The following is a 24,542-nucleotide window of genomic DNA, read 5'->3' on the forward strand; positions in this document are numbered from 1 at the left end:
TATTAAATAATGGATGTAAATTAATAGCTAATGTTTGATTGCGAAACGAAAAAGCTTTAGGCTTTAAGCGTTTCGCCTTCGGCGTTTATCCTACACTTCCTTCCAATGAGATCGCAAGAAGCTTTTGTGCTTCAACCGCAAACTCCATTGGTAACTGGTTTAATACTTCTTTGCAATATCCATTAACAATCAAGGCTACTGCTTTTTCTGTATCAATACCGCGTTGGTTGCAATAGAATATCTGGTCTTCCCCGATCTTCGAAGTAGTTGCTTCATGTTCAACGGTAGACGTATTGTTTTCAACTTCAATATAAGGGAAGGTGTGCGCACCGCACTGATCGCCCATCAACAGGGAATCACACTGCGAGTAGTTACGCGCGCCTTCTGCACGTTTCATAACTTTTACTAATCCCCGGTAACTATTATGGCTATGGCCGGCAGAAATACCTTTCGATACAATTCGGCTCTTGGTGTTTTTGCCAATGTGAATCATTTTTGTTCCTGTATCTGCCTGCTGGTAATTATTTGTAACTGCAACAGAATAGAATTCACCGATAGAATGATCACCTTTAAGAATACAGCTTGGATATTTCCAGGTAACAGCAGAACCTGTTTCTACCTGTGTCCATGAAATCTTAGCGTAGTCGCCTGCGCAGATACCACGTTTTGTTACAAAGTTATAAATACCCCCTTTGCCGTTTTTATCACCCGGATACCAGTTCTGAACAGTAGAGTATTTGATCTCTGCTTTTTCCATGGCAACAAGTTCTACAACGGCAGCGTGCAATTGATTTTCATCACGCACGGGTGCTGTACACCCTTCCAGGTAACTCACATAAGCACCTTCGTCTGCAATAAGCAACGTGCGCTCAAACTGACCTGTATTGGCAGCGTTGATACGGAAGTAGGTAGATAGTTCCATCGGACTGCGAACACCTTTCGGAATGTAGCAGAACGAACCATCACTGAATACAGCAGAGTTTAACGCAGCATAGTAGTTGTCCGTTACCGGAACAACGCTGCCTAAATATTTACGAACCAATTCAGGGTGTTCCTGAACCGCTTCACTCATAGAGCAGAAAATAATTCCAAGCTCCGACAATTTTCCTTTGAAAGTAGTTGTGATCGATACACTGTCAATAACAGCATCAACCGCAACGCCTGTCATACGTTTTTGTTCATCCAACGAAATACCAAGCTTCTCGAACGTTGCACGTAGTTCCGGATCAATTTCATCCAGACTGTTCAATGTAACTTTAGGCTTTGGTGCAGAATAATAAATGATGTCCTGAAAATCTATTTTAGGATATTTTACATTCGGCCATGTGGGCTCTTCCATTTTTAACCATTTACGAAAAGCATCCAACCGCCACTCAAGTAACCACTCAGGTTCATTTTTCTTCGCGGATATGTAACGTACTGTATCTTCATTTAAACCTTTTGGTAAAGAATCGTTATCAATGTCTGTAACAAATCCCCATTTGTATTCCGATGAAGTTATTTCTTCCAGTATTTTATTACTATCGCTCATGTGTTTCTTTATTAGTTTAGACTAATTCCAACATATTACAAAAGTAGAACAAATTTGGTAACAATGAGTTCTTTTAGGTACAATATTTATTGAAATTTAGAGGGATTAGGTACATCTTTAACCTCGTTTGCTGGTTTTTCAGACTGTTTAACTTATCGAAAAAAGTACTAAGTACTTAGTACTAAGTGCCAAGACGACAAATATTTAACAGGATATTTAACCTGTCAAACCTGATGATTGCCGTTAATGCTCTAATACAAGTGTTCTATTAATCGACTCTTCCAGTGAGATGCTGGTTTCAGTACGCTGAATCCCATACACTTTTTGGATTTTATCGTGTAAGACTTCCCGCAAATGCTGTGTATCTCGACAGATTATTTTCACGAACATGCTATAGTTCCCGGTTGTGTAATGCACATTTACTACTTCGGGTATTTTACGCAGGTCATCTACTGCTTTATCATAGAATTCACTCTTATCCAGGTAAATGCCAAGAAATGCCGTGATGTCATACCCCAGCCGTGTATAATTGATTTCCAGATGAGAGCCTTTAACAATACCCAGATCTTCCATCTTTTTCATCCGGACGTGTATGGTTCCTCCGGATACACCAATCTTTTTTGCGATTTCTGTGTAGGGAAGGGAAGCGTCTTCAATCAATTCAGTCAGAATTTTTAAATCAACACTATCAATTTCGGAATGAAGGGCCATATTTTCAGATGTAAATTATTAAAATAGTAATTTTATATCTAATTTATTGATAAAATGGCAAATATTAAAATATTTACTGATAATATTTGCAATAAAAGAAGCAATCTATTACTTTTGTATTGTTGTCAGTCGGACAATTATACTGTAGGGTGTTGAAATTGGCAGACATGCCCTCCTGTCTCGGGGGTGGAGAGTTCAAAATAAACGTAGTGTAAAGCACCAAAGCTAGGGTTGACCACTTATTGTTATGCATTATGGCTAATTGCTCCGTGGGTTGGTTCGAATCCCCCTCCTACAGCTATTAAGTAAAAAGGCCTTGTATCGAAAGATACAAGGCCTTTTTTGTTGTCAATGCGTGTGTCGGTTATAGAATTTTTGATTCTATCATTGTTTTTTATGTTCCTTTTAATTAGATATAATAATCTTTTTGATCAGCACTTTTGAATCAGAGGTAAATTTGATCAGATAAATACCGGGTTTTAAATCTGAAACATCAAGTTGATTTTTCATTGCACTTATTTTTAACGTTTCTCCTTCAATAGTACTTATTACTATTTCATCAAATAATTGATCTGTAGCAATAAAAATTTCTGTGTTTGCCGGATTGGGAAAAATAGAAATATGCTCGTCCTTATTATTTATATCTAAGTTGGATGTAGCAATTTGTTTACTTATTAATACCGGTTTGTCAAATACCGTACAGTTGTTATCCTCCCAATCCAATCCGGCACCAACAGTGACACACGATGCTATATAATAGTATCCTTCTTCAAAAGTATTTTCATATACTTTTCCTGTGTACGAAATGGAGTACGTTCCTCCTGCAGAAATCAAATCAGAACGCATCGCTGAGTTGTAAAACTCAGGCACTGCATATCTAAATAACGGGTTTATGTAGCTGTATTTTTCTTTTTGAATATAAAGCGTATAGAACCACCAGGTACAATTACCTGTTCCTACATTTTTTACTTCGGCATTAAATTCAAAGTTCGTATTGTAATCCCAGTGATATGAAGAAAGACTGGTTTTTGAGTATGTTAAATCCGGCAATGGTGTATTATTAATATGAATAGGAATGGAAGCTACATTGTTAAGTTCATTTGTTTCGTAAATAAAATCTTTACAATCTGCTTTAATCAGGATGTAATAATTTCCTGTTGGAATTTGAAGCGGAATGGTACATTGAGCATAATCAAGCAATGTGGTATAAATCAATATGTCGTCACCTGAAAGATTCTGATCTTGTGAAATGTATATTCCTGTAAGAGAACCAACTTCAAGCCCCGGCCCAATATTCGTTGTGTTATATTGAATTCTCGGTCTGTCTAAAACAGATAATGTACCGTTGTTTTGAAATGTAAACTTTGCATTAGTAATCGTAAGATCTGGTTTTACATAATTATCCGGCGGTATAAGGTTGTTAACTTTTATAATTGCAGTATTGTTCTTTTCACTGATTTCTGTTACATCACCCATGTAATCAGCAATAATGATAACATACGCAGGCTCATTTAAATTTTTGGGTAACGGAAGTGTAAACTGTGCAGAATAGGCAGTTCCAGGCGCTAGTTCTGATACAGGATATATTCTGCTCACATCTGATATGTCAGGTATCGTATCGCTGGATATTAAAATAATGTTGTAGAACGATGACGTAGTCACATTTCCATAATTGGTTACGGTTGAAAGAATTGTATAACCAGTTCCGGCAAAATGATCTGCAGGAGCTTTGTAACTTATTTTTAGATCCGGCAGCTGCAAGTCGTGACTGTATATACCAACTTCCATTTCATCCTCATTGTTGTTTTCAAAAATTTCTGCAAGGATTTTGCCAGGATCTGCGGATACGATAAGCGTATAATTTCCATCCGTCAGATTTGCAGGCACAACCACAGACACTGAAATGGTATCTCTGCTTAATATTGGAAAGCGTTTTGATATTGTTCCGGTTTTTAAATTCACTATATCACCATAAAGGCTCTTCACAGAAATGGAGTAGGTAACGGGACCTGTATAGATATTCCCTGAATAATTAGATAATACAAACGTTACGTTGGTTGGAGTTGCCTTGTCAAGTGTGGCTTTATCCTGAAGGATGTCTACCATAAAGTCAGGCAATCTGGAACAGGATAAATATTTTTTTGTAATGTTATCGTAAAAGAAACGCATGCGCTGGAGTTGCTGTGGCGTAAATGTGTTTCTGCAATTTTGTGGTGCATAGGACATGAAGTTCGCCGGATTGGGATGATAAACTGTACCGTTTGCATCTGTTTGGGAAGAAGTGTATTGGCAGGTCTGAGAAGATACCATGTTGTATAAGTTAGGATCTGCCGGTGTATCACAAATAAAATCGCCCGCAGTACTGCAATTGGAACCATTAACAAGTTCCTTTCCATACAGATCGTCATGCGTATGGTACAGATTGAAATAATGCCCCAGTTCATGAAGCAGCACATCCTCATTATAACAGGGGTTTTGAATCACAATAAATCCATCGCCATCCCAACCCAAACTCGCATATCCACAGGCAGAGATCTGATTGATTTGTGCAACAATAAATAAATCCACCGTGCGTGGATCGTTATAGGCATCTAGTAATTCCCACTGCTCGTCATAACTATCCAGATTTAACCACCTGTTATTTGGAATAAAATCAATAGCTCCACAAAGTTGAAATTCAATTCCTATTGAGGCGAATACAAGATTGGCTTTTCCTATTTCTCTCATAATAGAAATGGAGTCAATATATGAAGCGGAACTTTCCGGAATAACAACATGTATTTTCAATGGTACGATGTCGTTTGCAGCTGAAGTTCTTAAATTTCTGCCTGAGCTATAATATCTCGAGATAGCATCTGATGAGAGCTTTACAGTCTTTGACGTGTCAGTGTCAGAATAATTCTGAGAAAAAACGAATAATGGACTGCAGAAAAGAAACAAAAGTAAATAGATGTATTTCATATGGGGTTGTGTAATTGACAACAAGTTTACAAAAAAACAATAGTTATTTATACAAATTATTTAATTACCAGTGAACACCCGTACCCAATCTACATACATGCTCCCTGTTTCAATCGTTGAAGGGGAAGGGTTATTAAAATAATCTCCGCCGACGGCAAGGTTTAAAGCAATGTTTTGATCTTTGCCAAACATCTCATCAATGTAGTTACCCGGAGAGGCCGCATTTGTTAAGGTGCGGATTATTTTTCCATCCAGCATAAACGTAAGTTTTGTTTCTTCCCAGATCACTTCATATACATGCCAATATAAGGTGAGATCTTTTGTTCCCGTATAATCTACGCCGCTTGTCCAGGGTACGTCGCTTTTACCGGCTGTTGCCCCGTAAAAATAATTTGTTCCATATTGAAAAGGCAAGTGTCCTTTTGCTTCCATTACATCGATCTCCCCGTTGGTTGGCCAGGCATCACCATAACTCCAGAATGCAGGCCACATGCCATACCCCGGCGCCAGCTTGATGCGTGCGGAAAGACGTATCTTAGGTGTTGAAGTGTTTGCGGAAATCGATGTTTTCGATTCTATCCGCGCTGACGTGAAATCAAATGTTTTTTGTGAATCGCTATATGGTTCTTTGTTGCCGGTTACCGTTTCTTTGATTGCGGTAATTGTTAATATGCCATTTTCAAGATGAATGTTTTTTGGATGGTTGGAATAGTATTGATATTCGTTGTTATACGCACCGCTTTGCCAGATATTCCAATTGCTGAGATCTGTACTGAAAGACTCTTCCAGTACTTTGTTCCATCCGGCATTAATAACTGCAGTTTCGTTCATGTCATAATTCAGTGTGTCTGCGGCTTTAGAAACAGCGGGTGTATCAGTTGTTTTTTTACAGCCATTCAGCAAAAGAATTGCTGCACCTGCTGCAAGTAAGATTTTTTTCATAGATATGTAATATGAGTTGAAATGTGTGCGTATGCGGCCTGCAATTTTTCTGGTTATATAAAGTTCAGCATGCTTGTATCTGATCTGCATAATAGATACCGCATACGTTTCCGTTTGCAGCAAATACAGTGTTCAGATAAGGCTGATCTTTTCCTCTGAAATCATATACATAATTTTTCACAGCTGCCGCAAAAGCGCTTAACAGCATCACCTTGTAAGATATTGTATTCAACAGTACATAGATCGGGATATGGATATCTTTGAAACGTATCATAGTTATTACCAAAAATCAGAAGGGCAAACCAAACCCATTATTGCCGTTCGTTTTTTTAGAAAGATATGAATAAATTTAGTATGTCTTATTTTTATTATAATCTTATTGCAACCTGCAAAATTGAAATGATACGTCTTTTTTTGTTCGGTTGTGTAATAAGTCTTATTCGACATGTATTTTCCTGAACGTGTTCTGTTTTTTGAAGTTGGAATGTTGTATCGCACTGTTGATACTACTACTTTAATTTTATCCAAAGGTTTTATGGAATCCGGCAAATAAATACTATTCTGATTTTCTAATAAAAACGATTCCTCTAACGTGTCGTTTTTATAGATATCTACGGTAACCCGATACATGGCTTTGTCATTGCCTGTATGTATGGTTTTTAATTCCGTGCTGTCTGTTGTTTGTTGCACAATTGTTTGCGGTTCTGTACGATGAGCTTTAGTATTATTACTCGTTAAGAATATTCTTAAAAATAAGGAAGTGGCGATTAGTTTTGATACAAAAGAAGAATAAAACGGGCGGTTTGTTTTTAGTGCAGGTGATGCTTGTATCTGGTCTGCATAATAGATGCCGCATGCCTTACCCGTTGCTGAAAAAACAGCATTCAGATAAGCCTGATCTTTTCCCCGGAAATCATAGACATATTTTTCACAGCTGCCGCAAAAACGTTTAATATCATCGCCGGGCAGCGTATCATACTCAACGGAGCAAGGTTTGGGAATGTGTATGTCTTTGAAACGGATCATATGGGTGTAACGTATGTTAGCCAAAAAATCTTACCAGAAATTTCCAGGAACACCAGCTGTTCTTCGTCTTCTGAATATTCTGACCTGTTTTCGATTATTTATGTTAATGATAATTTCAGGAGTATCTTTATATACAAAACGATATTTTTTTCTATGTGTTTTATATTTGCGTCCACTGGAGAAGTGCGTATTTTTCGTTTTAAAGACAATAACTAAAATATGATCATCAGGCTGAATATTATCCGGCAGGAATATAAACCGTTCATGTGCGTCTATATTATGTTTATAAAGAATATTGTTAATGAATACGGTGAGTTCATATTTGTGAGAAACAGAAGTACGATTTTTAAAGACTACACGAATACTTCCGCTGTCACTGCTTATTTGCTCCGTTACGTGTACAAAAGGAGAGGCGGCTTGTGTATCCTGACCGGAGAACAATGTTTTGATCAGAAGTAGCAGGCTTAAAAATTTACTGCTTAGTGAATAATAAAAAGGGTGTTGAATTTTTAGTAATGGTTTCTGAATCTGATCTTCATAATAGATGCCGCATACGTTTCCGTTTGCAGTAAATATATCGTTCAGATAACTCTGGTTTTTTCCTCTGAAATCATATACATATTTTTCACAGCTGCCGCAAAAGCGTTTAGTATTATCTCCGGGCAGCATATCATACTCCACAGAGCAAGGTTTTGGGATTTGTATGTCTTTGAAACGGATCATAAAATTGTATATGTAATTTAGTTTATGCAGCAATTTTTAATAATCTCTATAATCTCCCACAACACTTCTGCGTTTGCCTCTGATCTGTCTTTTTTTGATCAATGTAAAATGAAATTTATAATCTATTTCAACAACAATTTTATCTGCTTCTTTAAATGTAAATAAATACTCTTTGTGTTTTATAGAGTGCGATACATTGTGATATCGCAGGGCTTTCTTTTTGTGTACTATAATTTTAATGCTGTCATCCGGAGATGTTGCATCGGGCATAAACAAATAACCATCATATACAGATATGTTCTTTTTGTATAAGACAGTGTTAATATAAATACTGATGGTATACGAGTTGTATTTTTTTGGCTTGTTTTTAAACTGTGCTTTGATTGCAGCTATACTATCCTGCTGTTCGTAATGTACAGGTGGGTAATATGTAGTTGAAGCATCTGTATGATGACTAGTTAAAAAAGTTTTGACGAAAAGAGCTATACTTACAGCTTTTGTTACGAGTGTATAATAAAATGGACGTTCTATACGTATGCTTGGTTTTTGTATTTGATCTTCATAATACACGCCACACACTTTTCCGTGAGTGTTGAATACCTTATTTAAATACGCTTCATTCTTCCCTCTGAAATCATATACATGCTCTTTACAATTACTGCAAAGGCGTTTCATTTCATCGCCGGGCAGCGCATCATAGTTCACAGAGCAAGGTTTGGGGATGTGTATGTCTTTATAACGGATCATTTTGATGCTTTTAAAGCCATATATACGATTTTGGGGCAGGATAGTAACTTCTTTTTCGAATTAATTGACTTTCAGTGGATAAATGCTGAAATTATACGAGTTAATCAGAACCTTCCCCGCACATCAATTGTTTGAACATTATGGAACATTACATCGAAGAATCTCAGCAACACACTTCCGAAGCTATTTCTGCCAAAGAGCTTCGTGATACATTTATCGAATATGTTTTGATGAATGGTAAACTTCCGCAATCTGTTTTTCAATTCATGAAAACATTGAACAGAAGGGAATCAGAATTTTATGAGCACTACAATTCTTTTCAGGCCTTAGAGAAAGATGTCTGGATGGGTATCTTTGAAGAAACTCTTTCCAAGCTCAAAAGTGAAGAAGTATACGAGTCGTATTCTGCAAGGGAAAAACTGCTTTCCTTCTATTACACCTGGATCGAAGTATTGAAAAATTACCGCAGCTATATTGTGCATACGTCTAAATTGAGCTTACGTCCGGATAACTGGATGAACTCGCCAATCAAGGCGTTCAGAGAGCCGTTTCTTGCGTATGCAAAGAGTCTTATCAATGAAGGCATTGATAAGAATGAAGTGGTGAAACGTCCGTATTTGTCAGATAACTACGATAAACTTGTATGGATGCAGCTGATGTTTGTGTTGAAATTCTGGATGGACGATGAGAGCCGTGGCTTTGAACGTACAGACGCAGCCATTGAAAAAGCAGTAAATCTTTCCTTTGATCTGATGGGTAATTCGGTATTGGACTCTGTTGTTGACTTTGGAAAGTTCCTGTTTCAGAAGTATAATTGAGTTTTATTGACTTCATGAATTTTAGGATTAAAAAATTAAGTGAATTACAATTGACATATTATATGTCAGCAGAATAATTAATTTATTCCTGATCAAATGAATTTCATCTGAAGCAAAAAATAGACAGCTCAGGATAATCCCAATTACTGATTAATCCAATAAATCCTAATCCCAATTATGAAAGAGCAAAATAATATTCCTACCAGTAAAGTTGAACGTGCAACCAAATTTGTACAGACAGGAGCAAAGATAGGAGGGAATTATATCAAGCATTATGCGAAGAAGGCTTTCAATCCGGAGTTGACAAAGGAACAGCTGCATGAAGATAATTCGAAAGATGTATATGAAACGCTTAGTCAGCTTAAAGGCAGTGCGCTGAAAGTAGCACAGATGCTGAGTCAGGATAAGAATATGCTTCCTCAGGCATATGTTGATAAATTCACAATGGCACAGTACAGTGCACCGCCTTTGTCATATCCATTAGTAGTTAAAACCTTTCAGAAATATTTTGGCAAGTCGCCTGAGTCGATGTTTGATACCTTTGAACGTAATGCTTCTAATGCAGCATCCATCGGACAGGTTCATAAAGCAACCAAAGATGGTAAAGTTTTCGCCGTTAAAATTCAATATCCCGGTGTAGCCGAAAGCGTTTCATCTGATCTGAAGTTGGTAAAGCCATTCGCTCTTCGATTAATGAACATGAAGGAGAAGGATCTGGACATGTATATGGATGAAGTAGAATCTAAACTGATTGAGGAGACGGATTACGAACTTGAGTTGAGACGGTCGAACGAAATTTCAACGCAATGCGCACACATTACAGGTTTAGTCTTTCCTGCATATTACCCCGAATATTCAAGCAAACGTATCCTTACTATGGATTGGCTGGAAGGGTTACATATGAAAGAGTTTCTGGCAACAAATCCTTCGCAGGAAATCCGGAATCAAATAGGGCAGCTGTTGTGGGATTTCTATGATTTCCAAATGCATCAGTTACGTACGGTACACGCAGACCCGCATCCGGGGAATTTTCTGATGCGCAGCAATGGTTCACTTGGCGTTATTGACTTTGGATGTGTAAAAGAAATTCCCGAAGAATTTTATACCGAATATTTTAAACTGCTGAATAAAGAAGTAATAGAAGATAAAACGGAATTACTGAAAACCTTTGAACGATTGAATTTCTTTGATGCGGAAGATACTGCTTTGCAGCGTGAAATATTTTTTGATTTATTCTGTGAGATGACGCATTTGCTTGGCTTGCCGTTCTACAGCGAAACATTCGACTTCAGTGATGATTCCTATTTCAAAAGAATTTATGATTTTGGAGAGCACATCAGCAACGTAAAAGAAATTAAAGATGCCCGCCAGGCACGTGGTTCGCGGCATGGTATTTATATTAATCGTACTTATTTCGGTTTGTATAATTTACTGAATCAATTGGGTGCAAATGTGCGTACAAAGTCTTATGGTGAAGTAGCGATAGAGGTATAACTGAAAAAGTAAACAATATTTAATAGTAATAAGTCCCGTTAATGAAGCGGGACTTATTTTTTTGTCTTAGATAGCAGCAAGCAATCCAGTAAATGAATTTTTTAAGAACGAATTTTTATCGTCATTCATAAACTGTAGATAGGCTGTAATGGTATCTTTGCACGCACCATGTTCATTTGAAAAATGCTGTAGAATTTCAGGTGTGATTTCAGCAGGCTTTGATAAAAATAAGGAAAAGCAGATGAATTGAATAAATTCATTTTCAATAACTGTATTGCTGCGTTTATGAATTTTTGCATAACGAAGTAATTCAAGATCCAGTTCATCCTGAAAATGTTCGTAAGCAGGCATGTCGTCGAGAGAAGCAGACACTTTTTTAATTATCAATTATGAGTTATAAATTATGAATTTCTCGCAGGAATAAATTCTGAAATTTACGTCTATTGAAGTAAGTTATTTTTTTTTCATTCATAATTCATAATTTATAACTCATAATTAATTACCCCTTTGGAATAAAGTTCTGCTTTGCCGCCGATAAATACCCGGGTTCCGCCGTAGGTACAATGCAGGATACCGCCTCGTTTAGAGAGTTGTTTGGCAAACAGATTGTCTTTATTTAGTTTTTGCGCCCAGTACGGGATCAGCAAACAATGTGCTGATCCTGTAACAGGGTCTTCATCTATGCCGGATTGCGGTGCGAAAAACCGTGACACGAAATCGGCTGTATTTCCTTTTGCTGTAATGATTACACCTATAGCAGCATCTAATTTTTTTAATACCTGGAGGTCGGGGTTAGCTTCTATAACTTCCTGTTCTGTTGCTACCTCAATTAAAATGAAACTTTTGCCCGTAGCAACGGCAACAGGGTTAAGTCCGAGGTCTGAACCATATGTTTTTGAAGCCGGCAATTCTTTAAATGTATCTGAAGGGAAATTTAATACGAGAATGTCTTTTTCTTTAATAACCTTTAGTTCGCCGCTCTTTGAACGAAAGCGGATCTCATTTTTCGGATAGTTTAATTCATTAAATAATATATGTGCAGCTGCTAATGTTGCATGCCCGCAAAGCGGTACTTCTACCTGCGGCGTAAACCAGCGGATCGTATATGTATCCTGATCTTTTACAAAGAATGCCGTTTCTGAAAGGTTATTCTGCGCTGCAACGGATTGCAGTAAACCGTCTGCCGGCCACGATTCAAGCGGGCAGACAGCAGCAGGGTTTCCGGTAAATGGTCCAAACGAAAAGGCATTAACAATATAGATCGGTAAAGACATGTTGACGAATCAGGTGCGGGTGTTGGATGAATTTATAACGGATTTGAAACGTGTACTGTATGTGATGTGCATGCAGTACACGTTTTGCATTACACTTGAATTAGTTCAGAAATAAAACAGAACTATATAATGGATTCGATTTTTTTAAAGACCAGATAATTTTTTCTTCATAGATTGTCTGCTGGATGTCTGCCAGTGTTGTTGCAGGTTTAATCAGATTTGAAAGGTCTTCGTCAAATGCATTTGGTGTATAAACAGATTCCGCTTTTGAAAACGTTTCAGTATTACGGAATGTATTTTGAGCAAATGTCAATGTTTTATATTGAATCGTAGTTGTCATGGTAGTAAGCAATTGAGTGTTGATGAAATGATTTAGAGGCGACATTAAATCTATGATTTCAGTCGGTGTTACTTTCAAAGAAAGCAGATTGAATTAACAGCAGTTTCTTGTTTTCATAGTCGTACTTTTTATAGTTCCACATGGGTAGGAATTAGCACCTTGCTTTGGTGGGCAGGTTGCCAGAAGTTCATAGAGCCTAATCTCTCCCTTCGTTCTGTATAATACACGACCCTCAATTGGGTAGGTGATACAAATGTAGTTTAAATATTATAAATTGCAAATATTATTCTGAAATAATTTAAATTATTAATTTATTCAGAATAATATTCTGTTTTTGTTTAGTTGCAATTGCAATATTTGGAAAGTGATTACAGAGGTGAAATGAATGCCTGCAGAATGATCAACGTGCAGAATAAACTTTCTTTACACTTTCAAGGCTAAACTATACGCAATCCCATAAAGTGTTCTTAAATTAGCAGGATTTTAATCAAATTAGAATGAGGAATAAGATATTAAGTGATGGAGCAAAGGAGCTCAGCTACGAAATCAGGGAGATTGTAAAAAAGGCTGATCTGATCAATAAGAATGGTCAGTCAATCGTGTTTGAAAATATTGGAGATCCTATTCAAAAAAACAATGTCGTTCCGCAATGGATCAGAGAAACTATTTCTAATTTGACCTTAGATAATAAAAGCTATAGTTATTCTCCTTCCAAAGGAATTCTAAAAACGCGTCAATTTTTAGCGGAGTTAAATAATAAAAAAGCAGGTGCTCAAATAACGGCCGATGATATTTTATTTTTCAATGGTCTGGGTGATGCGATTGCAAAAGTGTATCAGTTCATCAGCCGCAGTTCCCGTGTAATCGGGCCATCTCCGGCATATTCTACGCACTCTTCTGCTGAAGCAGCGCACGCAAGTCAGGATCCGATCACGTATAAATTAGATCCGAATAATCATTGGTATCCGGATCTGGATGATCTGTATAATAAAGTAAAATACAATCCGAACATTATCGGTATTCTGATTATTAATCCCGATAACCCTACGGGGATGGTTTATCCGCTGGAAACATTGAAACGTATCGTTGAAATAGCACGGGAGTTTAATCTGTTTTTGCTGAGCGATGAAATTTATCTGAACATTACCTATAACGGTGCCCGTGCCTATTCTTTAGCCGAAGTTATTGAAGATGTGCCGGGTATTGCAATGAAAGGTATTTCAAAAGAATTTCCATGGCCGGGCTCACGTTGCGGGTGGATGGAATATTATAACCGTGGAAAAGATCAGGATTTTGATAAATTCTGTTCTGCACTGGATAATGCCAAGATGATTGAAGTATGTTCTACAACGCTTCCGCAGCTGGCTATTCCGGTGATCATGTCTGATCCGCGTTACCTGCCTTATCGGGAAGAGCTGAACAGCAAGATCGGTAAACGCAGCAAGATTATAGCGGGTATACTTGGGCAGATTCCTGAGCTGATGTTTAATGAAACATACGGCGCGTTTTATAATACGATTGTATTTAAAGATGGTGTGTTGAATGATAAACAGACGTTGCCTATTGAGAACGCTGCAAACAAGGCGTTGGTAGAGAAGTGGATTAGTGAGCCGAATGTAGATCTGGATAAACGTTTTGTATATTACCTGCTTGCAGCTAAAGGTATTTGTGTGGTTCCGATCTCTTCGTTCTGTTCGGATCTGAAAGGCTTTAGAGTAACATTGCTGGAAGAGAATGAAGAATTACTTGAACAGACATTTACAAGTATTCGGGACGCTATTAGATTGTATTTGAAAAGCTAAAACTGTACCGATAAAGAAACGGTATGCATTTTATATAAAAAATAGCCCATGACTTAAGTCATGGGCTATTTTTTATATAAAATGCAGTATATATCTAACAAGGTATTTCAATAATAAATGTTGTGCCTACATGCAGTTCGCTTTCCGCACGGATTGTGCCTCCAAGCATTTCCACCTGACTTTTTGTAATATACAGGCCTAAACCTTTTCCTTCCACATGTACATGGAAGCGTTTATAAAAACCGAATAATTTATCACCCACTTTTGATACATCCATTCCGATTCCGTTGTCGGAGATATGGATGGTAAAAGAGTTTGCAGCTGCCGACGTTATTTGAATGTCTATTCGCAACAATCTTTCCGGGTGCTTGTATTTTTGTGCATTGGAAAACAGATTGTAAAAAATACTTTCATAAAAAGACTTAATACCTGTTATTTCAAGGGCGGGATTAATATAAATATTTACACTCTTTCTCTTAATATCAAGCTGCTTTAAATTGTTTGCAATAATCGTATCAAAGTCAATCAGCTCTTTTATTTTTTCCGTGTTTTTATTTGATAGAATTTTATTTAAATCCCGTAAAATTTCATCCATTCTATTGATAACAATAAGGCTTTTGTCAACATAGATATGCTTGTCTGAAAGGTTCGTTTCCTGATTATATAATTCAAATAATCCTTTTAGTGTTGAGATTGGCCCGCGTAAATTATGGGAAGTAATATAATTGAACTGCTGCAGCTGATTGTTGGTATTGTTTATCTCTTCGATTGATTTTTGCAGCTCCCACGTTTTTTGAGAAACCAGTTCATTCAGCTTTTCATTCAGATTATTAAGTTCACTATTTGATCGCTTTAACTCCTCCGTACGGTTATATACAGTAGTTTCAAGGGTGTCATTCTGATTCGTTAACAGGAGCTCACGTTCTTTTAATACTTCAATCATTTTTTGCTGCGATTGAATATGTTTCAGTTTATACTGCTGGTATTTACCGGCCATGATCAGTGAAAAGATTCCACCCTGAATCAGCGTACCGACCTGTACATAATTATTCACAAAAGCAGTGCTCGGAATAATGTTTAAAGATGACAGGACAGCAAACATAATGGAACATAGATACAGTGACCACGCCCATATGAAGTATGACGCATTTGCATTACCTTTTCGCCGGATACCAAGACCATATAAAATATAAATGATGATCTGTAAAAAAGCAGTCATTTGTAATGTATATAAAGCCTGTGCATGCCAGCCGGCAAAACTCATCACGGCGATCAATATGAATATGGAGGTAAGTATCAGAAAGACAAATTTAATGCCGGGGTAATACGATTTGATGTCTAAAAAATGGTAGACAAATAATGGTGTTGTTACCGCACTTAAGGCATAGATAGCAATTTTATACATGTTTATCTGAGGATGCCCGGGCCAGAAATACGCAAAGAAGTATCCCTCCAGACACAGGTTCAAGGCAATAGTTCCGAATAAAAAAAGGGAGTAATAAATGAACGCTCTTTCTTTAGACCGGATGAAGAAAAATAAGGCTACCATGCCCATTACAGCAATAACACCCCAATAGAAACCATTGAAATAATTTTTAAAAACAGAAGTGTGGATGTTTATCGTATTTGTCCGGATATAAACAGGAAGTACCGTGTTATATATATCAATGGATTCAAGGAAATAAATCGTGTTAGGTTCAACAACGAAAGATGTTTGTTCCGGAAATAAATTATCGGATGGGTAAGGTACACTCATACCTTTTTGCGCAATACGTTTTAATGAGTCATGCGCATATTTATAGAGTGTAATGGAATGGAAGTTACAGTTTTCAAGAATCAGTAAATGTGTTTCAGAAGATAGAAAGGTGTCGGTTTTAAAATATACCCATACAGGCTTTTCAACTGTACTGACACTGGAATATATTAGGGTGTGGTTTTTTTTGAAAAAAGCCTGCTTGGCCAGTTTTAAGGCGCTATCGGGCGTTATTGCAGCAGAGGCTGTATAGATATAGGTAAATTTACCGCCCGATTGTTTATTGTTTATGGGCATGGGAGTTATTGCAAACTCCCATGCAGAGGTTGTATCAGCGAAGCTGCAGATTGTAGACAGGTAAATAAAAAAAACAGAAAAGAGAACGAATGTTGACTTAAAAAATGCAGCTCTATATGAAGCGGGTTTAGTCATGTGTTACGATTTCATCAATATTATTTTTGATATTCAGTGCAATCTTATCCATTTCCAGGTCATTGAGATCATAGCCAAAAGGTTCTTCGATTTCTTCTGCGGTGATTACAATACTCATTAAAATATAATACAAAAGAATTACAAGCGGAATACATAACCAGCCGATGTCATTTACTAAGCTGAACGGAAGAATGATCACATATAAATTAATTAAAAATTTCAATAAATACATATAAGCCATGGGTATGGGTGTATTTTTGATGCGTTCACATTTGCCCAGAATGTCAATCAGTGCGTGTATTTTTTCAATTAATAAGCTTTGCTGAATGTCTGATATTAAATTCCGTTTCCAGACATTTTCAATTTTATTTGTCATGATGTTTGCCAGTACAACGGGTTTGTGTTTGGCATTTTCAATCAGAAGTCTGTCTTCGGGTAAGAGTACATCAAGGGTTATTTTTTCTGTTTCGTTTCTTAAATGTGATTTCAGGTGAAATACAAAAGAGATAAGAAGATTTGTTACCTCTTTTCTTTCAGGTGTGTTAAAGGGTAGAAGACCGTTTAGCGTGATTGCTAAATTTCTGGAGGTATTAACAAGCGCACCGATTTCTTTACGCGCTTCCCACCATTTATCGTAAGCCGTGGAGTTCCTGAATACCAGTAAGAGACCAAGTGCCGCACCCATGTAACCGGGCAGCGCACCACTTATTGTCATATTTAATTTCTGATACTCTTCGTTGTGGTTGTGTAAATAGATTAAAAAAAGTGTAATGGTTGTTAATACAGCCATTCCCGGCAATAATCTTTTTACAATGGCACCTTTAAAAACAAGGGCAAGTTTTAAAGACTCTTTGTCTAATTTCATATTTTTTCTTTGTGCATGATATGAGCATTGCCCAGTACATTAACCTTGCCCGATTCTTTGTCTACTATTTTTGTTTCAATAATAGCCGTATGTTTATCTGTATTGGTTTCAACAACCTTAAGCTGTGCTTCGTATTGAACATCCACATACATGGGACGTTTAAAATCAATTTCCTGCTTTAAATAAACAGTGCCTTCACCCGGAAAGTGCATGCCTAAAATTTTAGACAGGATACTTGCTCCTAAAATTCCATGAATAATCGGCTTTTTAAACATGGTAGTGGCGGCATATTCAGCATCTAAATGCAAAGGATTTTTATCACCTGAAAGCTCTGCAAATATACTTACCTGCTCTTGTGTATAAGAGAATACTTCTGAATATGAATCTCCGGCTTTTAACATATTAACCAATTTTTTCTTTTAATGTCTGAACGAGTTTATGCACCTGTTCCAATGAATGAGCAGGGAAGTTAGCAATGCGGATCTGCGTTTCTTTTTTAGAGCCATACCCGGCGCCAACAGCCATATCAAACGGTTCTAAAATTTTGTTGATCTCGCCCGGCAGCATTGTTGTGTTTGCAACGATCGTTGTCATAGAGCGTAATTTCGCATCTTCAACACCGAAGCTGAATACCTTGCTTGATTCAATGTATGTGTTGATTAATGCTGCTTTTTCTTCTGTCTGCTTACGAATACCATCTGCGCTGATCTGCAGCATGTCGCCGGTAACTTTTCCTAACAGGAAAATATTCATGGCGTTCGGTGTTTCAGGCGTTTGATTGACGCGTGCTTTCTCTAACATAGAAGGGATGGTATGGTACGTGCCGATAGATTTACGTTTCGCCAACAACGCTTTTGATTTTTCAATTACGCGGTCATTTAATATCCATACACCTAAGCCTGCCGGCAAGCCAAAGCATTTCTGTACAGAGAAAAATACAGAATCAATTTTTGTCCAGTCGAATTTTGGATATGGAAGAGAAGATACCGCATCAACAAAAATCAAAGCGTCTTTATTTTTATCTCTAAATGTATTGATGTCTTCTACAGGCATCGATACACCGGAACTTGTTTCATTGTGTGTTAAACAGATGATTTCAGCATCTGCAGGGACAGTAATATCAGCAGGGTAGAAGCCTTTGCCGAACGCAGCTTCTTCCTTGTATGCTTCACGGCCAAGTTCGCCGGCAAACTCGTAAAAACGTTTAGAAAAAGAACCGTTAACGCAATGGAAGCTTTTTTTCTCTACACAGTTCTGAATGATACGTTCCCAAATTTCCGTTGCGGAAGCAAGAAAAAGAACTTCATAGTTGGAAGGAAGTTCCAGTAATGTTTTAAGATTATCTGAAGCCGTTTTGTAGACTTCTTCAAACTTCTTGCTGCGATGAGAAATTACACCAATCTTTTCATCCAATGCCGTGATCATATGCTGACGAACGGTTGGGTATAATTCAGATGGACCGGGGGTGAAATATATTTTATTGTTCATTTTTGTCAGTTACTAGTTGCCAGTTACTAGTTGCTAGATTCTTTCTTAACTAGTAACTGGCTTATTATTTTATTTTAAAAGTGTATTTAGAACTATTAGTTTATTGTCTAGAAACTGGAAACTAGTATCTAGTAACTATTAATAAAGCGTTCTGAAACGGATTGTTCCTGGAATTTCTTTTAATTCGTCCAGTACTTCTTTGTCGTAGATCTTAGCGATATCTGTAATTACATATCCAACCTGTTCGTTGGTTTTTAAATACTGTGCTAAAATATTGATGTTGTGTTTTGCAAACAGGTTATTGATCTTTGCCAAAATACCTGGTTGGTTTTCGTGCAGGTGCATGAAACGATGGCCTTCCTGTAATTCAGGTAACTGAATGTTCGGGAAGTTTACACTGTGTAATGTAGTACCGTTGTTGATGTAATCCGTAATTCTGTTTGGTACGAAATTCCCGATGTTTGATTGCGCTTCTTCCGTAGAACCACCAATGTGCGGTGTAAGGATTACGTTTGGTAAGCCTCGTACGTCATTGATGAATTCTTCATCGTTATTTTTCGGTTCGTATTCGTATACATCCAGACCTGCACCTAAGATTTTGCCACTCTTAAGATTTTCTGATAAGGCTTTAAGATCCGTTACAGGTCCGCGCGCCAAGTTTAAGAAAATAGAACCCTGTCTCATTTCATTAAATTCTTTCGCGCCAAACATGCCTTTATTGCTTGCTCTACCGTCAACGTGTAATGAAACAACATCTACGGTATTTAATAATTCTTTCAGAGAGCTGCATTTCTTTGCATTACCAAGAGAGAGTCTTTCAACGATATCATAATAATACACAACCATACCAAGTGATTCCGCGATGACAGAAAGCTGGGAACCAATATTGCCATAACCAACAAGACCTAATTTTTTACCTCTGATCTCAAAAGAGTTCTTAGCGGATTTGTCCCACTTACCAGCGTGCATCTGCATACTTTTCTCAAGTGTACGTCGGTAAAGCATGATGATCTCGCCAATAGCCAATTCAACCACGCTGCGTGTGTTGCTGAATGGTGCGTTGAATACTGCAACACCTTTCATTTGTGCTGCTTTTAAATCAATCTGGTTTGTGCCGATACAGAACGCACCGATTGCGATAAGTTTTGGAGCGTGCTCCAAAACTTTTGCTGTGATCGTTGTTTTAGAACGGATACCAATGATGGAAACGTCTTTGATTTTTTCGATCAATTCATCTTCCTCTAATGCACTTGCAATTACTTCAACGGTATATCCTTCTTCGCTGAATAATTTGAAAGCATCTGTGTGAATGTTTTCCAGCAACAAAACTTTGATGCGGTTCTTCGGATAAGAGATCGTCATCGGAAGTTTTTCCTGAAATAATATTTCGTCGAAGCTAGGCGCAATGCTGTCTGCTTTTGCAGTAACAGCAGCGCGGCTTACGTTTTCGGTGAATGCATAGAATTTAGAAGCAAGACCCGCACCTCTGATTTCGTAGTCCGTATAACCATCGCCGATCACGTGTACATCACCGGTTAAGCCAAGCTTCTCCATTAATTTGATCTTGCCTTTATCCTGGCTGAGCGGGTTGTTCGCGTCACAACCAATGATGTTGCCATCATTGTCGAACGTGAACGTATTTGCCATTACATGCTCTTCCTTAATACCGAATTCTGTTACGATCGGCAGAATGAATTCTTTAAAACCGGAAGAAACAATATAGATCTGGTCAGCGTAATCGCGGAAGAAATGCTTGTTACGTTTTACAGATTTAGAAACTTTAGAACGTAATAAATCAATCAACGGAGCAAGGTGCGATCTGTTGGCTTTAACCAGTTGTAATCTCTTAACAAGATTTTCACTGAAGGACCCTTTGCCTTCCATACCAAGATTTGTAAGGTCGATTATTTGCTGAATAATCTGCTGTTGATTTGGATTACCTGCTAATGAAATTGTAGCCAATTCATCTAACGCTTCAACTTGAGTAAATGTACTGTCAAAGTCAATGACGAAATACGGAACCTTCTCGATTGTTTCCATGCAATTGTGTATGCTTAAATTGTTCTTGTAATCACTATAGCCCTTCTCTCCAATGTCATTCAACGCTTTAGATAAGGAGGTGCAAATTTCCGCATTTTTTATCTAAAAACGAAGTTTTTGAGGGAAACACTTCGTGGCATGTTTTAATAAAGGTATTGCTTAAATAGCTTTTAAAAAGGCCTTTTACATCGAAATAGCCAACTAATAACCTGTCTGCAACTAATGGATTAATACTTAAAAGGATTGGAAAGGTGTTTATAGTGGATAACTTCAGCGCTAATTTGTGTGTATAAACGTTAGATGTTATGGATAAACTGTTGGTTTTAGGTGAACAAGCATGTGAATAACTGAAAGATGAATGTTTTTCGCTTTAAAAGCTGTCTTTAAAATGAATGGTATTGTGGATAATGTGTGGGATAAAAGGTTGAAAACTGGTTTATATATGTGTGAATTGATGTATGGTTGTGTGGGTAAAGCACTAAAATAGATTTGTAGATTTTAATCGGATGAATCGAATTCGTGAACGAGGTAAGAGTATGTTTTTAATAGATTCATTTTTCTGTATATTAATTAACGATTCAATACTTAAATCACTCAATCATGAAAAAAATAATTACACTGCTGTTTTCGATTATGGCTATACAACCACTTGTACAGGCCCAACAGCAAGCGAGTTGCTGTGCTGTTTCAAAAACAAGTCATACGGGCATGTCTGTATTCAGTTCAGACGCTGCTTTCCGCAGATCGCATAAATCACCAAAAGCATTTACCTATACGGATGCCAAAGGAAGTATGATCCAGTTTGATGCTCCTGATGGAAAGAAGGCCAATGCCTATATGGTAAAAGCTTCATCGCCCAGTACCAAATATGTGTTCCTGATCCACGAATGGTGGGGCCTGAACGATTACATTAAAAAAGATGCAGATAAATTATATGCGGACCTGGGCGGTAACGTAAACATCATGGCGCTCGATCTATACGATGGTAAAGTAACAGCCAACCGCGACTCCGCCGCGGCCTACATGGGTGCTGCAAGTGCTACACGCATCGGGTCTATTTTAAATGGTGCATTTATGTTTGCAGGTGATAAAGCAGAAATTATATCCATGGGCTGGTGCTTTGGCGGCGGCTGGGCGCTGCAGTCCTCTATTCTTGCGGGCAATAAGAGCAAAGGCACCATCATGTATTACGGCATGACGGAAAAAGATCCGGTGAAACTGGCCGGACTGAAAGGTGATGTGCTTGGGATCTTTGGTTCAAAAGATAAGTGGATCAACCCGGAGATGGTTGCTGCATTTGATAAAGACCTGACTGCTGCCGGGAAAAAACATACAATAAAAAGTTTTGACGCGGATCACGCATTCGCCAATCCAAGCAATCCGCAATTTAACAAAGCGTATACCGAAGAAGCGTGGGGCATGAGTGTGGCGTTTATTAAAAAGGCGTTTGGTTTGTAATTATGAATGCAGTCAAAGACTGCGGAATGATTGACACCAGTCCACGCTGCGCTAAGACTGGCGACAGATAGGGCTCATAAATGTGACGGCAATGAAACGCGCCCCATTTAAAGAAAGGTTACGCTTCATTGCTGTTTGGCTTTAGCCAACGGTTATAAATAAAAAAGCTCCGGGGGTAAACTCCGGAGCTTTTCATTTATTTCGCCGCGGCGAATCATGATTTATAATTATGATTACGCCAATTTCAAATCACTAATAAGCGTCTGAATCTTCGTATCTAATTTTTTATCTACCGCTGCGAATTCTGCTCTTGATGCCAACGGTTCGTTAACACTGAAATAGAATTTGATCTTCGGTTCTGTACCGGATGGGCGCGCAGATACTAATGTGCCGTCTGCCGTTTTGAACTGTAATACATTTTCCTGCGGCAATTCAATTTTCTTTGTAGTACCGTTGATAATGTTTGTTGCAAGCTGACTATCGTAATCGAACATCCATTCAACCGGAGAACCGCTTAATGTTTTAGGAGGCGTAGCACGAAGCTCTTTCATCATGGTCTGGATTTCTTCCGCGCCGGATTTGCCTTTTTTTGTCAGGGAGATGAGGTGTTCTTTGTAGAAGCCATATTCCACGTACATATCCAGCAGCATGTCGTATAAGGATTTGCCCTGATCTTTCGCATACGCAACCATTTCAGCAATGAACGCACATGATGCGATCGCATCTTTATCGCGTACGCTGTCGCCAATCAGGTACCCGTAGCTCTCTTCGCCACCGGCAATGAATTGTTCCTTGCCTTCAAGCTCTTTTATTTTAGCGGCAATGTATTTGAAACCGGTTAAGGTATTGTAATACTTCACGCCAAATTTGTTCGCGATCTTTTCGATCAGATCCGTTGTTACAATGGTCTTAACAATGAATTCTTTTCCGGTGATTTTATTCGCATTCTTCCAGGCCTGCAGCATATACAGGATCAGTAAACTACCTGTCTGGTTACCGTTTAACAACTGGAATTCATTCTTATCATTTTTAATGGCAATGCCTACGCGATCCGCATCCGGATCGGTTGCCATTACAAGGTCTGCGTTCCATTCGGTTGCCTGTTTCACAGCTAAGCTTAAAGCATCTTTTTCTTCCGGGTTTGGATATACTACGGTAGGGAAGTTGCCATCCGGAACAGCCTGTTCCTGCACTACGCGTACATTTTCAAAACCAAAACGTTTTAAAATCTCAGGAACCAGCACAATGCCTGTACCGTGGATGGGTGTATAAACGATTTTCATGTCCTTCTGACGTTTGATGGCGTCAGGTGAAACAGTAAGCTTTACAATTTCATTCAGATAAGCATTATCAACTTCTTCACCGATCTCTGTAATCAATGATTGGTCCGCATTAAAGTTTACATCGTCGATGCTGGAGATCTTCTGAACTTCTGTTATAATGTTTTTATCGTGCGGAGCAATTACCTGTGCCCCATCGTTCCAATAGGCTTTGTAACCATTATATTCTTTCGGGTTGTGTGAAGCGGTAAGCACTACACCTGTCTGGCAACCGAAATGACGGATAGCGAACGAAAGTTCCGGTGTAGAACGCAGTGCTTTAAAGAAATATACCTGAATGCCGTTTGCTGCAAAAACTTCTGCCGTAGTACGGGCAAAAAAGTCTGAATTGTTTCTGCTGTCGTGTGCGATGGCTGCTTTTAACGGTTGGCCGGGAAAATTCTTTTTTAAGTAATTACACAAACCTTGTGTTGCAGCCCCTATCGTATATTTGTTCATTCTGTTTGAACCAACACCCATAAGGCCTCGCAAACCACCTGTACCAAATTCAAGATCTTTATAGAAACATTCAATCAATTCGTCTTCTTTGCCCGCATCTACTAAAGATTGAATTTCTTTTTTTGTATCTGCATCATAACTGCCGCTCAGCCATGTCTGGATTTTTTTCTTGGTTGCAACGTCTGCTTTTGGCAATTGTGTACTGATTTCGCTCATAACAATAAAATAAATAATAAATGGTACTAAAACTTCTACAATATAAATCGAATTATTATACGGTATTATTAAAATAACGTTTTTAGCGGACTTTTGAAAAAAAAAATCCACAAGGTTTCAAAAAAAGCAGGGATTCCCTTACC

General features: G+C 37.9%; 21 protein-coding genes and 1 riboswitch. Of the genes, 4 read left to right on the plus strand and 17 right to left on the minus strand.

Features of this window, described 5'->3' with window-relative positions; genetic code table 11:
• Window positions 1–85 precede the first annotated feature (85 nt).
• The 8 genes from sufB to CHU_RS04795 form a co-directional block, all read right to left on the minus strand.
• Window positions 86–1,531 (minus strand): Fe-S cluster assembly protein SufB, encoded by a 1,446-nt coding sequence (gene sufB / locus CHU_RS04760; RefSeq protein ID WP_011584370.1) that lies wholly within the window; start codon window positions 1,529–1,531, stop codon window positions 86–88.
• A 243-nt stretch (window positions 1,532–1,774) separates the two neighbouring features.
• On the minus strand, window positions 1,775–2,242 hold the full coding sequence (locus tag CHU_RS04765; protein ID WP_011584371.1) for an Lrp/AsnC ligand binding domain-containing protein: 468 nt from the start codon (window positions 2,240–2,242) through the stop codon (window positions 1,775–1,777).
• Window positions 2,243–2,647: 405 nt separating this feature from the next.
• Complete coding sequence (locus CHU_RS04770; RefSeq protein WP_041932197.1) at window positions 2,648–5,203, minus strand: CARDB domain-containing protein; 2,556 nt, start codon at window positions 5,201–5,203, stop codon at window positions 2,648–2,650.
• 60 nt (window positions 5,204–5,263) lie between these two features.
• Window positions 5,264–6,145, minus strand: a complete 882-nt coding sequence (locus CHU_RS04775) for a glycoside hydrolase family 16 protein (protein ID WP_143144088.1) — start codon at window positions 6,143–6,145, stop codon at window positions 5,264–5,266.
• Window positions 6,146–6,209: 64 nt separating this feature from the next.
• Window positions 6,210–6,419, minus strand: a complete 210-nt coding sequence (locus tag CHU_RS04780) for a hypothetical protein (protein WP_041932198.1) — start codon at window positions 6,417–6,419, stop codon at window positions 6,210–6,212.
• 5 nt (window positions 6,420–6,424) lie between these two features.
• The gene (locus CHU_RS04785; RefSeq protein ID WP_011584375.1) at window positions 6,425–7,171 is read right to left on the minus strand and encodes a hypothetical protein; all 747 of its coding nucleotides are present in this window, start codon (window positions 7,169–7,171) and stop codon (window positions 6,425–6,427) included.
• Between the two features lie 30 nt (window positions 7,172–7,201).
• Complete coding sequence (locus tag CHU_RS04790; protein ID WP_011584376.1) at window positions 7,202–7,894, minus strand: hypothetical protein; 693 nt, start codon at window positions 7,892–7,894, stop codon at window positions 7,202–7,204.
• Window positions 7,895–7,930: 36 nt separating this feature from the next.
• Window positions 7,931–8,641 carry a hypothetical protein gene (locus tag CHU_RS04795; protein WP_011584377.1) on the minus strand — a complete coding sequence of 237 codons (711 nt, stop codon included), beginning with the start codon at window positions 8,639–8,641 and terminating at the stop codon, window positions 7,931–7,933.
• 140 nt (window positions 8,642–8,781) lie between these two features.
• Here CHU_RS04795 and CHU_RS04800 point away from each other — a divergent pair, with 140 nt between their 5' ends.
• Both CHU_RS04800 and CHU_RS04805 read left to right on the plus strand, forming a co-directional pair.
• On the plus strand, window positions 8,782–9,459 hold the full coding sequence (locus CHU_RS04800) for a TetR family transcriptional regulator C-terminal domain-containing protein (protein WP_011584378.1): 678 nt from the start codon (window positions 8,782–8,784) through the stop codon (window positions 9,457–9,459).
• A gap of 177 nt (window positions 9,460–9,636) precedes the next feature.
• A complete protein-coding gene (locus tag CHU_RS04805; protein WP_011584379.1) occupies window positions 9,637–10,953 on the plus strand; it encodes an ABC1 kinase family protein in 1,317 nt (438 codons plus the stop codon).
• Between the two features lie 66 nt (window positions 10,954–11,019).
• Here CHU_RS04805 and CHU_RS04810 read toward each other — a convergent pair whose 3' ends face one another.
• The 3 genes from CHU_RS04810 to CHU_RS04820 all read right to left on the minus strand — a co-directional run bounded on the left by CHU_RS04810 (window position 11,020) and on the right by CHU_RS04820 (window position 12,612).
• Window positions 11,020–11,325, minus strand: a complete 306-nt coding sequence (locus CHU_RS04810) for a hypothetical protein (protein WP_041932199.1) — start codon at window positions 11,323–11,325, stop codon at window positions 11,020–11,022.
• Between the two features lie 110 nt (window positions 11,326–11,435).
• Window positions 11,436–12,227: a PhzF family phenazine biosynthesis protein gene (locus tag CHU_RS04815; protein ID WP_011584381.1), complete on the minus strand. Its 792-nt coding sequence runs from the start codon at window positions 12,225–12,227 to the stop codon at window positions 11,436–11,438.
• A 100-nt stretch (window positions 12,228–12,327) separates the two neighbouring features.
• Window positions 12,328–12,612 carry a hypothetical protein gene (locus CHU_RS04820; protein WP_238379346.1) on the minus strand — a complete coding sequence of 95 codons (285 nt, stop codon included), beginning with the start codon at window positions 12,610–12,612 and terminating at the stop codon, window positions 12,328–12,330.
• A gap of 80 nt (window positions 12,613–12,692) precedes the next feature.
• Window positions 12,693–12,792: riboswitch (SAM riboswitch) on the minus strand.
• A gap of 272 nt (window positions 12,793–13,064) precedes the next feature.
• Between CHU_RS04820 and CHU_RS04825 the strand changes: the two genes are divergently transcribed.
• The gene (locus CHU_RS04825; RefSeq protein WP_011584383.1) at window positions 13,065–14,369 is read left to right on the plus strand and encodes a pyridoxal phosphate-dependent aminotransferase; all 1,305 of its coding nucleotides are present in this window, start codon (window positions 13,065–13,067) and stop codon (window positions 14,367–14,369) included.
• Window positions 14,370–14,463: 94 nt separating this feature from the next.
• On the opposite strand, the gene CHU_RS04830 is transcribed toward CHU_RS04825, so the two are convergent.
• The 5 genes from CHU_RS04830 to serA form a co-directional block, all read right to left on the minus strand.
• Window positions 14,464–16,554: a sensor histidine kinase gene (locus CHU_RS04830; RefSeq protein ID WP_011584384.1), complete on the minus strand. Its 2,091-nt coding sequence runs from the start codon at window positions 16,552–16,554 to the stop codon at window positions 14,464–14,466.
• Complete coding sequence (locus tag CHU_RS04835) at window positions 16,547–17,419, minus strand: bestrophin family protein (RefSeq protein ID WP_011584385.1); 873 nt, start codon at window positions 17,417–17,419, stop codon at window positions 16,547–16,549. Before CHU_RS04835 ends, CHU_RS04830 begins: the two co-directional genes overlap by 8 nt.
• Window positions 17,416–17,820, minus strand: a complete 405-nt coding sequence (locus CHU_RS04840; RefSeq protein ID WP_011584386.1) for a MaoC family dehydratase — start codon at window positions 17,818–17,820, stop codon at window positions 17,416–17,418. The genes CHU_RS04835 and CHU_RS04840 overlap by 4 nt, the downstream gene beginning before the upstream one ends.
• Before the next feature lies 1 nt (window position 17,821).
• A complete protein-coding gene (locus CHU_RS04845) occupies window positions 17,822–18,907 on the minus strand; it encodes an aminotransferase class V-fold PLP-dependent enzyme (RefSeq protein ID WP_011584387.1) in 1,086 nt (361 codons plus the stop codon).
• Between the two features lie 138 nt (window positions 18,908–19,045).
• Complete coding sequence (gene serA, locus CHU_RS04850; RefSeq protein ID WP_011584388.1) at window positions 19,046–20,947, minus strand: phosphoglycerate dehydrogenase; 1,902 nt, start codon at window positions 20,945–20,947, stop codon at window positions 19,046–19,048.
• Window positions 20,948–21,547: 600 nt separating this feature from the next.
• Between serA and CHU_RS04855 the strand changes: the two genes are divergently transcribed.
• Window positions 21,548–22,405 carry a dienelactone hydrolase family protein gene (locus CHU_RS04855; protein WP_011584389.1) on the plus strand — a complete coding sequence of 286 codons (858 nt, stop codon included), beginning with the start codon at window positions 21,548–21,550 and terminating at the stop codon, window positions 22,403–22,405.
• A 233-nt stretch (window positions 22,406–22,638) separates the two neighbouring features.
• On the opposite strand, the gene CHU_RS04860 is transcribed toward CHU_RS04855, so the two are convergent.
• Window positions 22,639–24,399, minus strand: coding sequence for a phospho-sugar mutase (locus CHU_RS04860; RefSeq protein ID WP_049755600.1), 1,761 nt, complete (start codon window positions 24,397–24,399; stop codon window positions 22,639–22,641).
• Between the last annotated feature and the right edge of the window lie 143 nt (window positions 24,400–24,542).

Origin of the sequence: Cytophaga hutchinsonii ATCC 33406, assembly GCF_000014145.1 — a bacterium.
Lineage (GTDB): Bacteria > Bacteroidota > Bacteroidia > Cytophagales > Cytophagaceae > Cytophaga > Cytophaga hutchinsonii.

Excerpts from the sequence above, each read along its gene's own strand:
- sufB (WP_011584370.1), bottom strand. The coding sequence starts at position 1,531 with ATGAGCGATAGTAATAAAATACTGGAAGAAATAACTTCATCGGAATAC.
- CHU_RS04765 (WP_011584371.1), bottom strand. The coding sequence starts at position 2,242 with ATGGCCCTTCATTCCGAAATTGATAGTGTTGATTTAAAAATTCTGACT.
- CHU_RS04770 (WP_041932197.1), bottom strand. The coding sequence starts at position 5,203 with ATGAAATACATCTATTTACTTTTGTTTCTTTTCTGCAGTCCATTATTC.
- CHU_RS04775 (WP_143144088.1), bottom strand. The coding sequence starts at position 6,145 with ATGAAAAAAATCTTACTTGCAGCAGGTGCAGCAATTCTTTTGCTGAAT.
- CHU_RS04780 (WP_041932198.1), bottom strand. The coding sequence starts at position 6,419 with ATGATACGTTTCAAAGATATCCATATCCCGATCTATGTACTGTTGAAT.
- CHU_RS04785 (WP_011584375.1), bottom strand. The coding sequence starts at position 7,171 with ATGATCCGTTTCAAAGACATACACATTCCCAAACCTTGCTCCGTTGAG.
- CHU_RS04790 (WP_011584376.1), bottom strand. The coding sequence starts at position 7,894 with ATGATCCGTTTCAAAGACATACAAATCCCAAAACCTTGCTCTGTGGAG.
- CHU_RS04795 (WP_011584377.1), bottom strand. The coding sequence starts at position 8,641 with ATGATCCGTTATAAAGACATACACATCCCCAAACCTTGCTCTGTGAAC.
- CHU_RS04800 (WP_011584378.1), top strand. The coding sequence starts at position 8,782 with ATGGAACATTACATCGAAGAATCTCAGCAACACACTTCCGAAGCTATT.
- CHU_RS04805 (WP_011584379.1), top strand. The coding sequence starts at position 9,637 with ATGAAAGAGCAAAATAATATTCCTACCAGTAAAGTTGAACGTGCAACC.
- CHU_RS04815 (WP_011584381.1), bottom strand. The coding sequence starts at position 12,227 with ATGTCTTTACCGATCTATATTGTTAATGCCTTTTCGTTTGGACCATTT.
- CHU_RS04820 (WP_238379346.1), bottom strand. The coding sequence starts at position 12,612 with ATGTCGCCTCTAAATCATTTCATCAACACTCAATTGCTTACTACCATG.
- CHU_RS04825 (WP_011584383.1), top strand. The coding sequence starts at position 13,065 with ATGAGGAATAAGATATTAAGTGATGGAGCAAAGGAGCTCAGCTACGAA.
- CHU_RS04830 (WP_011584384.1), bottom strand. The coding sequence starts at position 16,554 with ATGACTAAACCCGCTTCATATAGAGCTGCATTTTTTAAGTCAACATTC.
- CHU_RS04835 (WP_011584385.1), bottom strand. The coding sequence starts at position 17,419 with ATGAAATTAGACAAAGAGTCTTTAAAACTTGCCCTTGTTTTTAAAGGT.
- CHU_RS04840 (WP_011584386.1), bottom strand. The coding sequence starts at position 17,820 with ATGTTAAAAGCCGGAGATTCATATTCAGAAGTATTCTCTTATACACAA.
- CHU_RS04845 (WP_011584387.1), bottom strand. The coding sequence starts at position 18,907 with ATGAACAATAAAATATATTTCACCCCCGGTCCATCTGAATTATACCCA.
- serA (WP_011584388.1), bottom strand. The coding sequence starts at position 20,947 with ATGGAAACAATCGAGAAGGTTCCGTATTTCGTCATTGACTTTGACAGT.
- CHU_RS04855 (WP_011584389.1), top strand. The coding sequence starts at position 21,548 with ATGAAAAAAATAATTACACTGCTGTTTTCGATTATGGCTATACAACCA.
- CHU_RS04860 (WP_049755600.1), bottom strand. The coding sequence starts at position 24,399 with ATGAGCGAAATCAGTACACAATTGCCAAAAGCAGACGTTGCAACCAAG.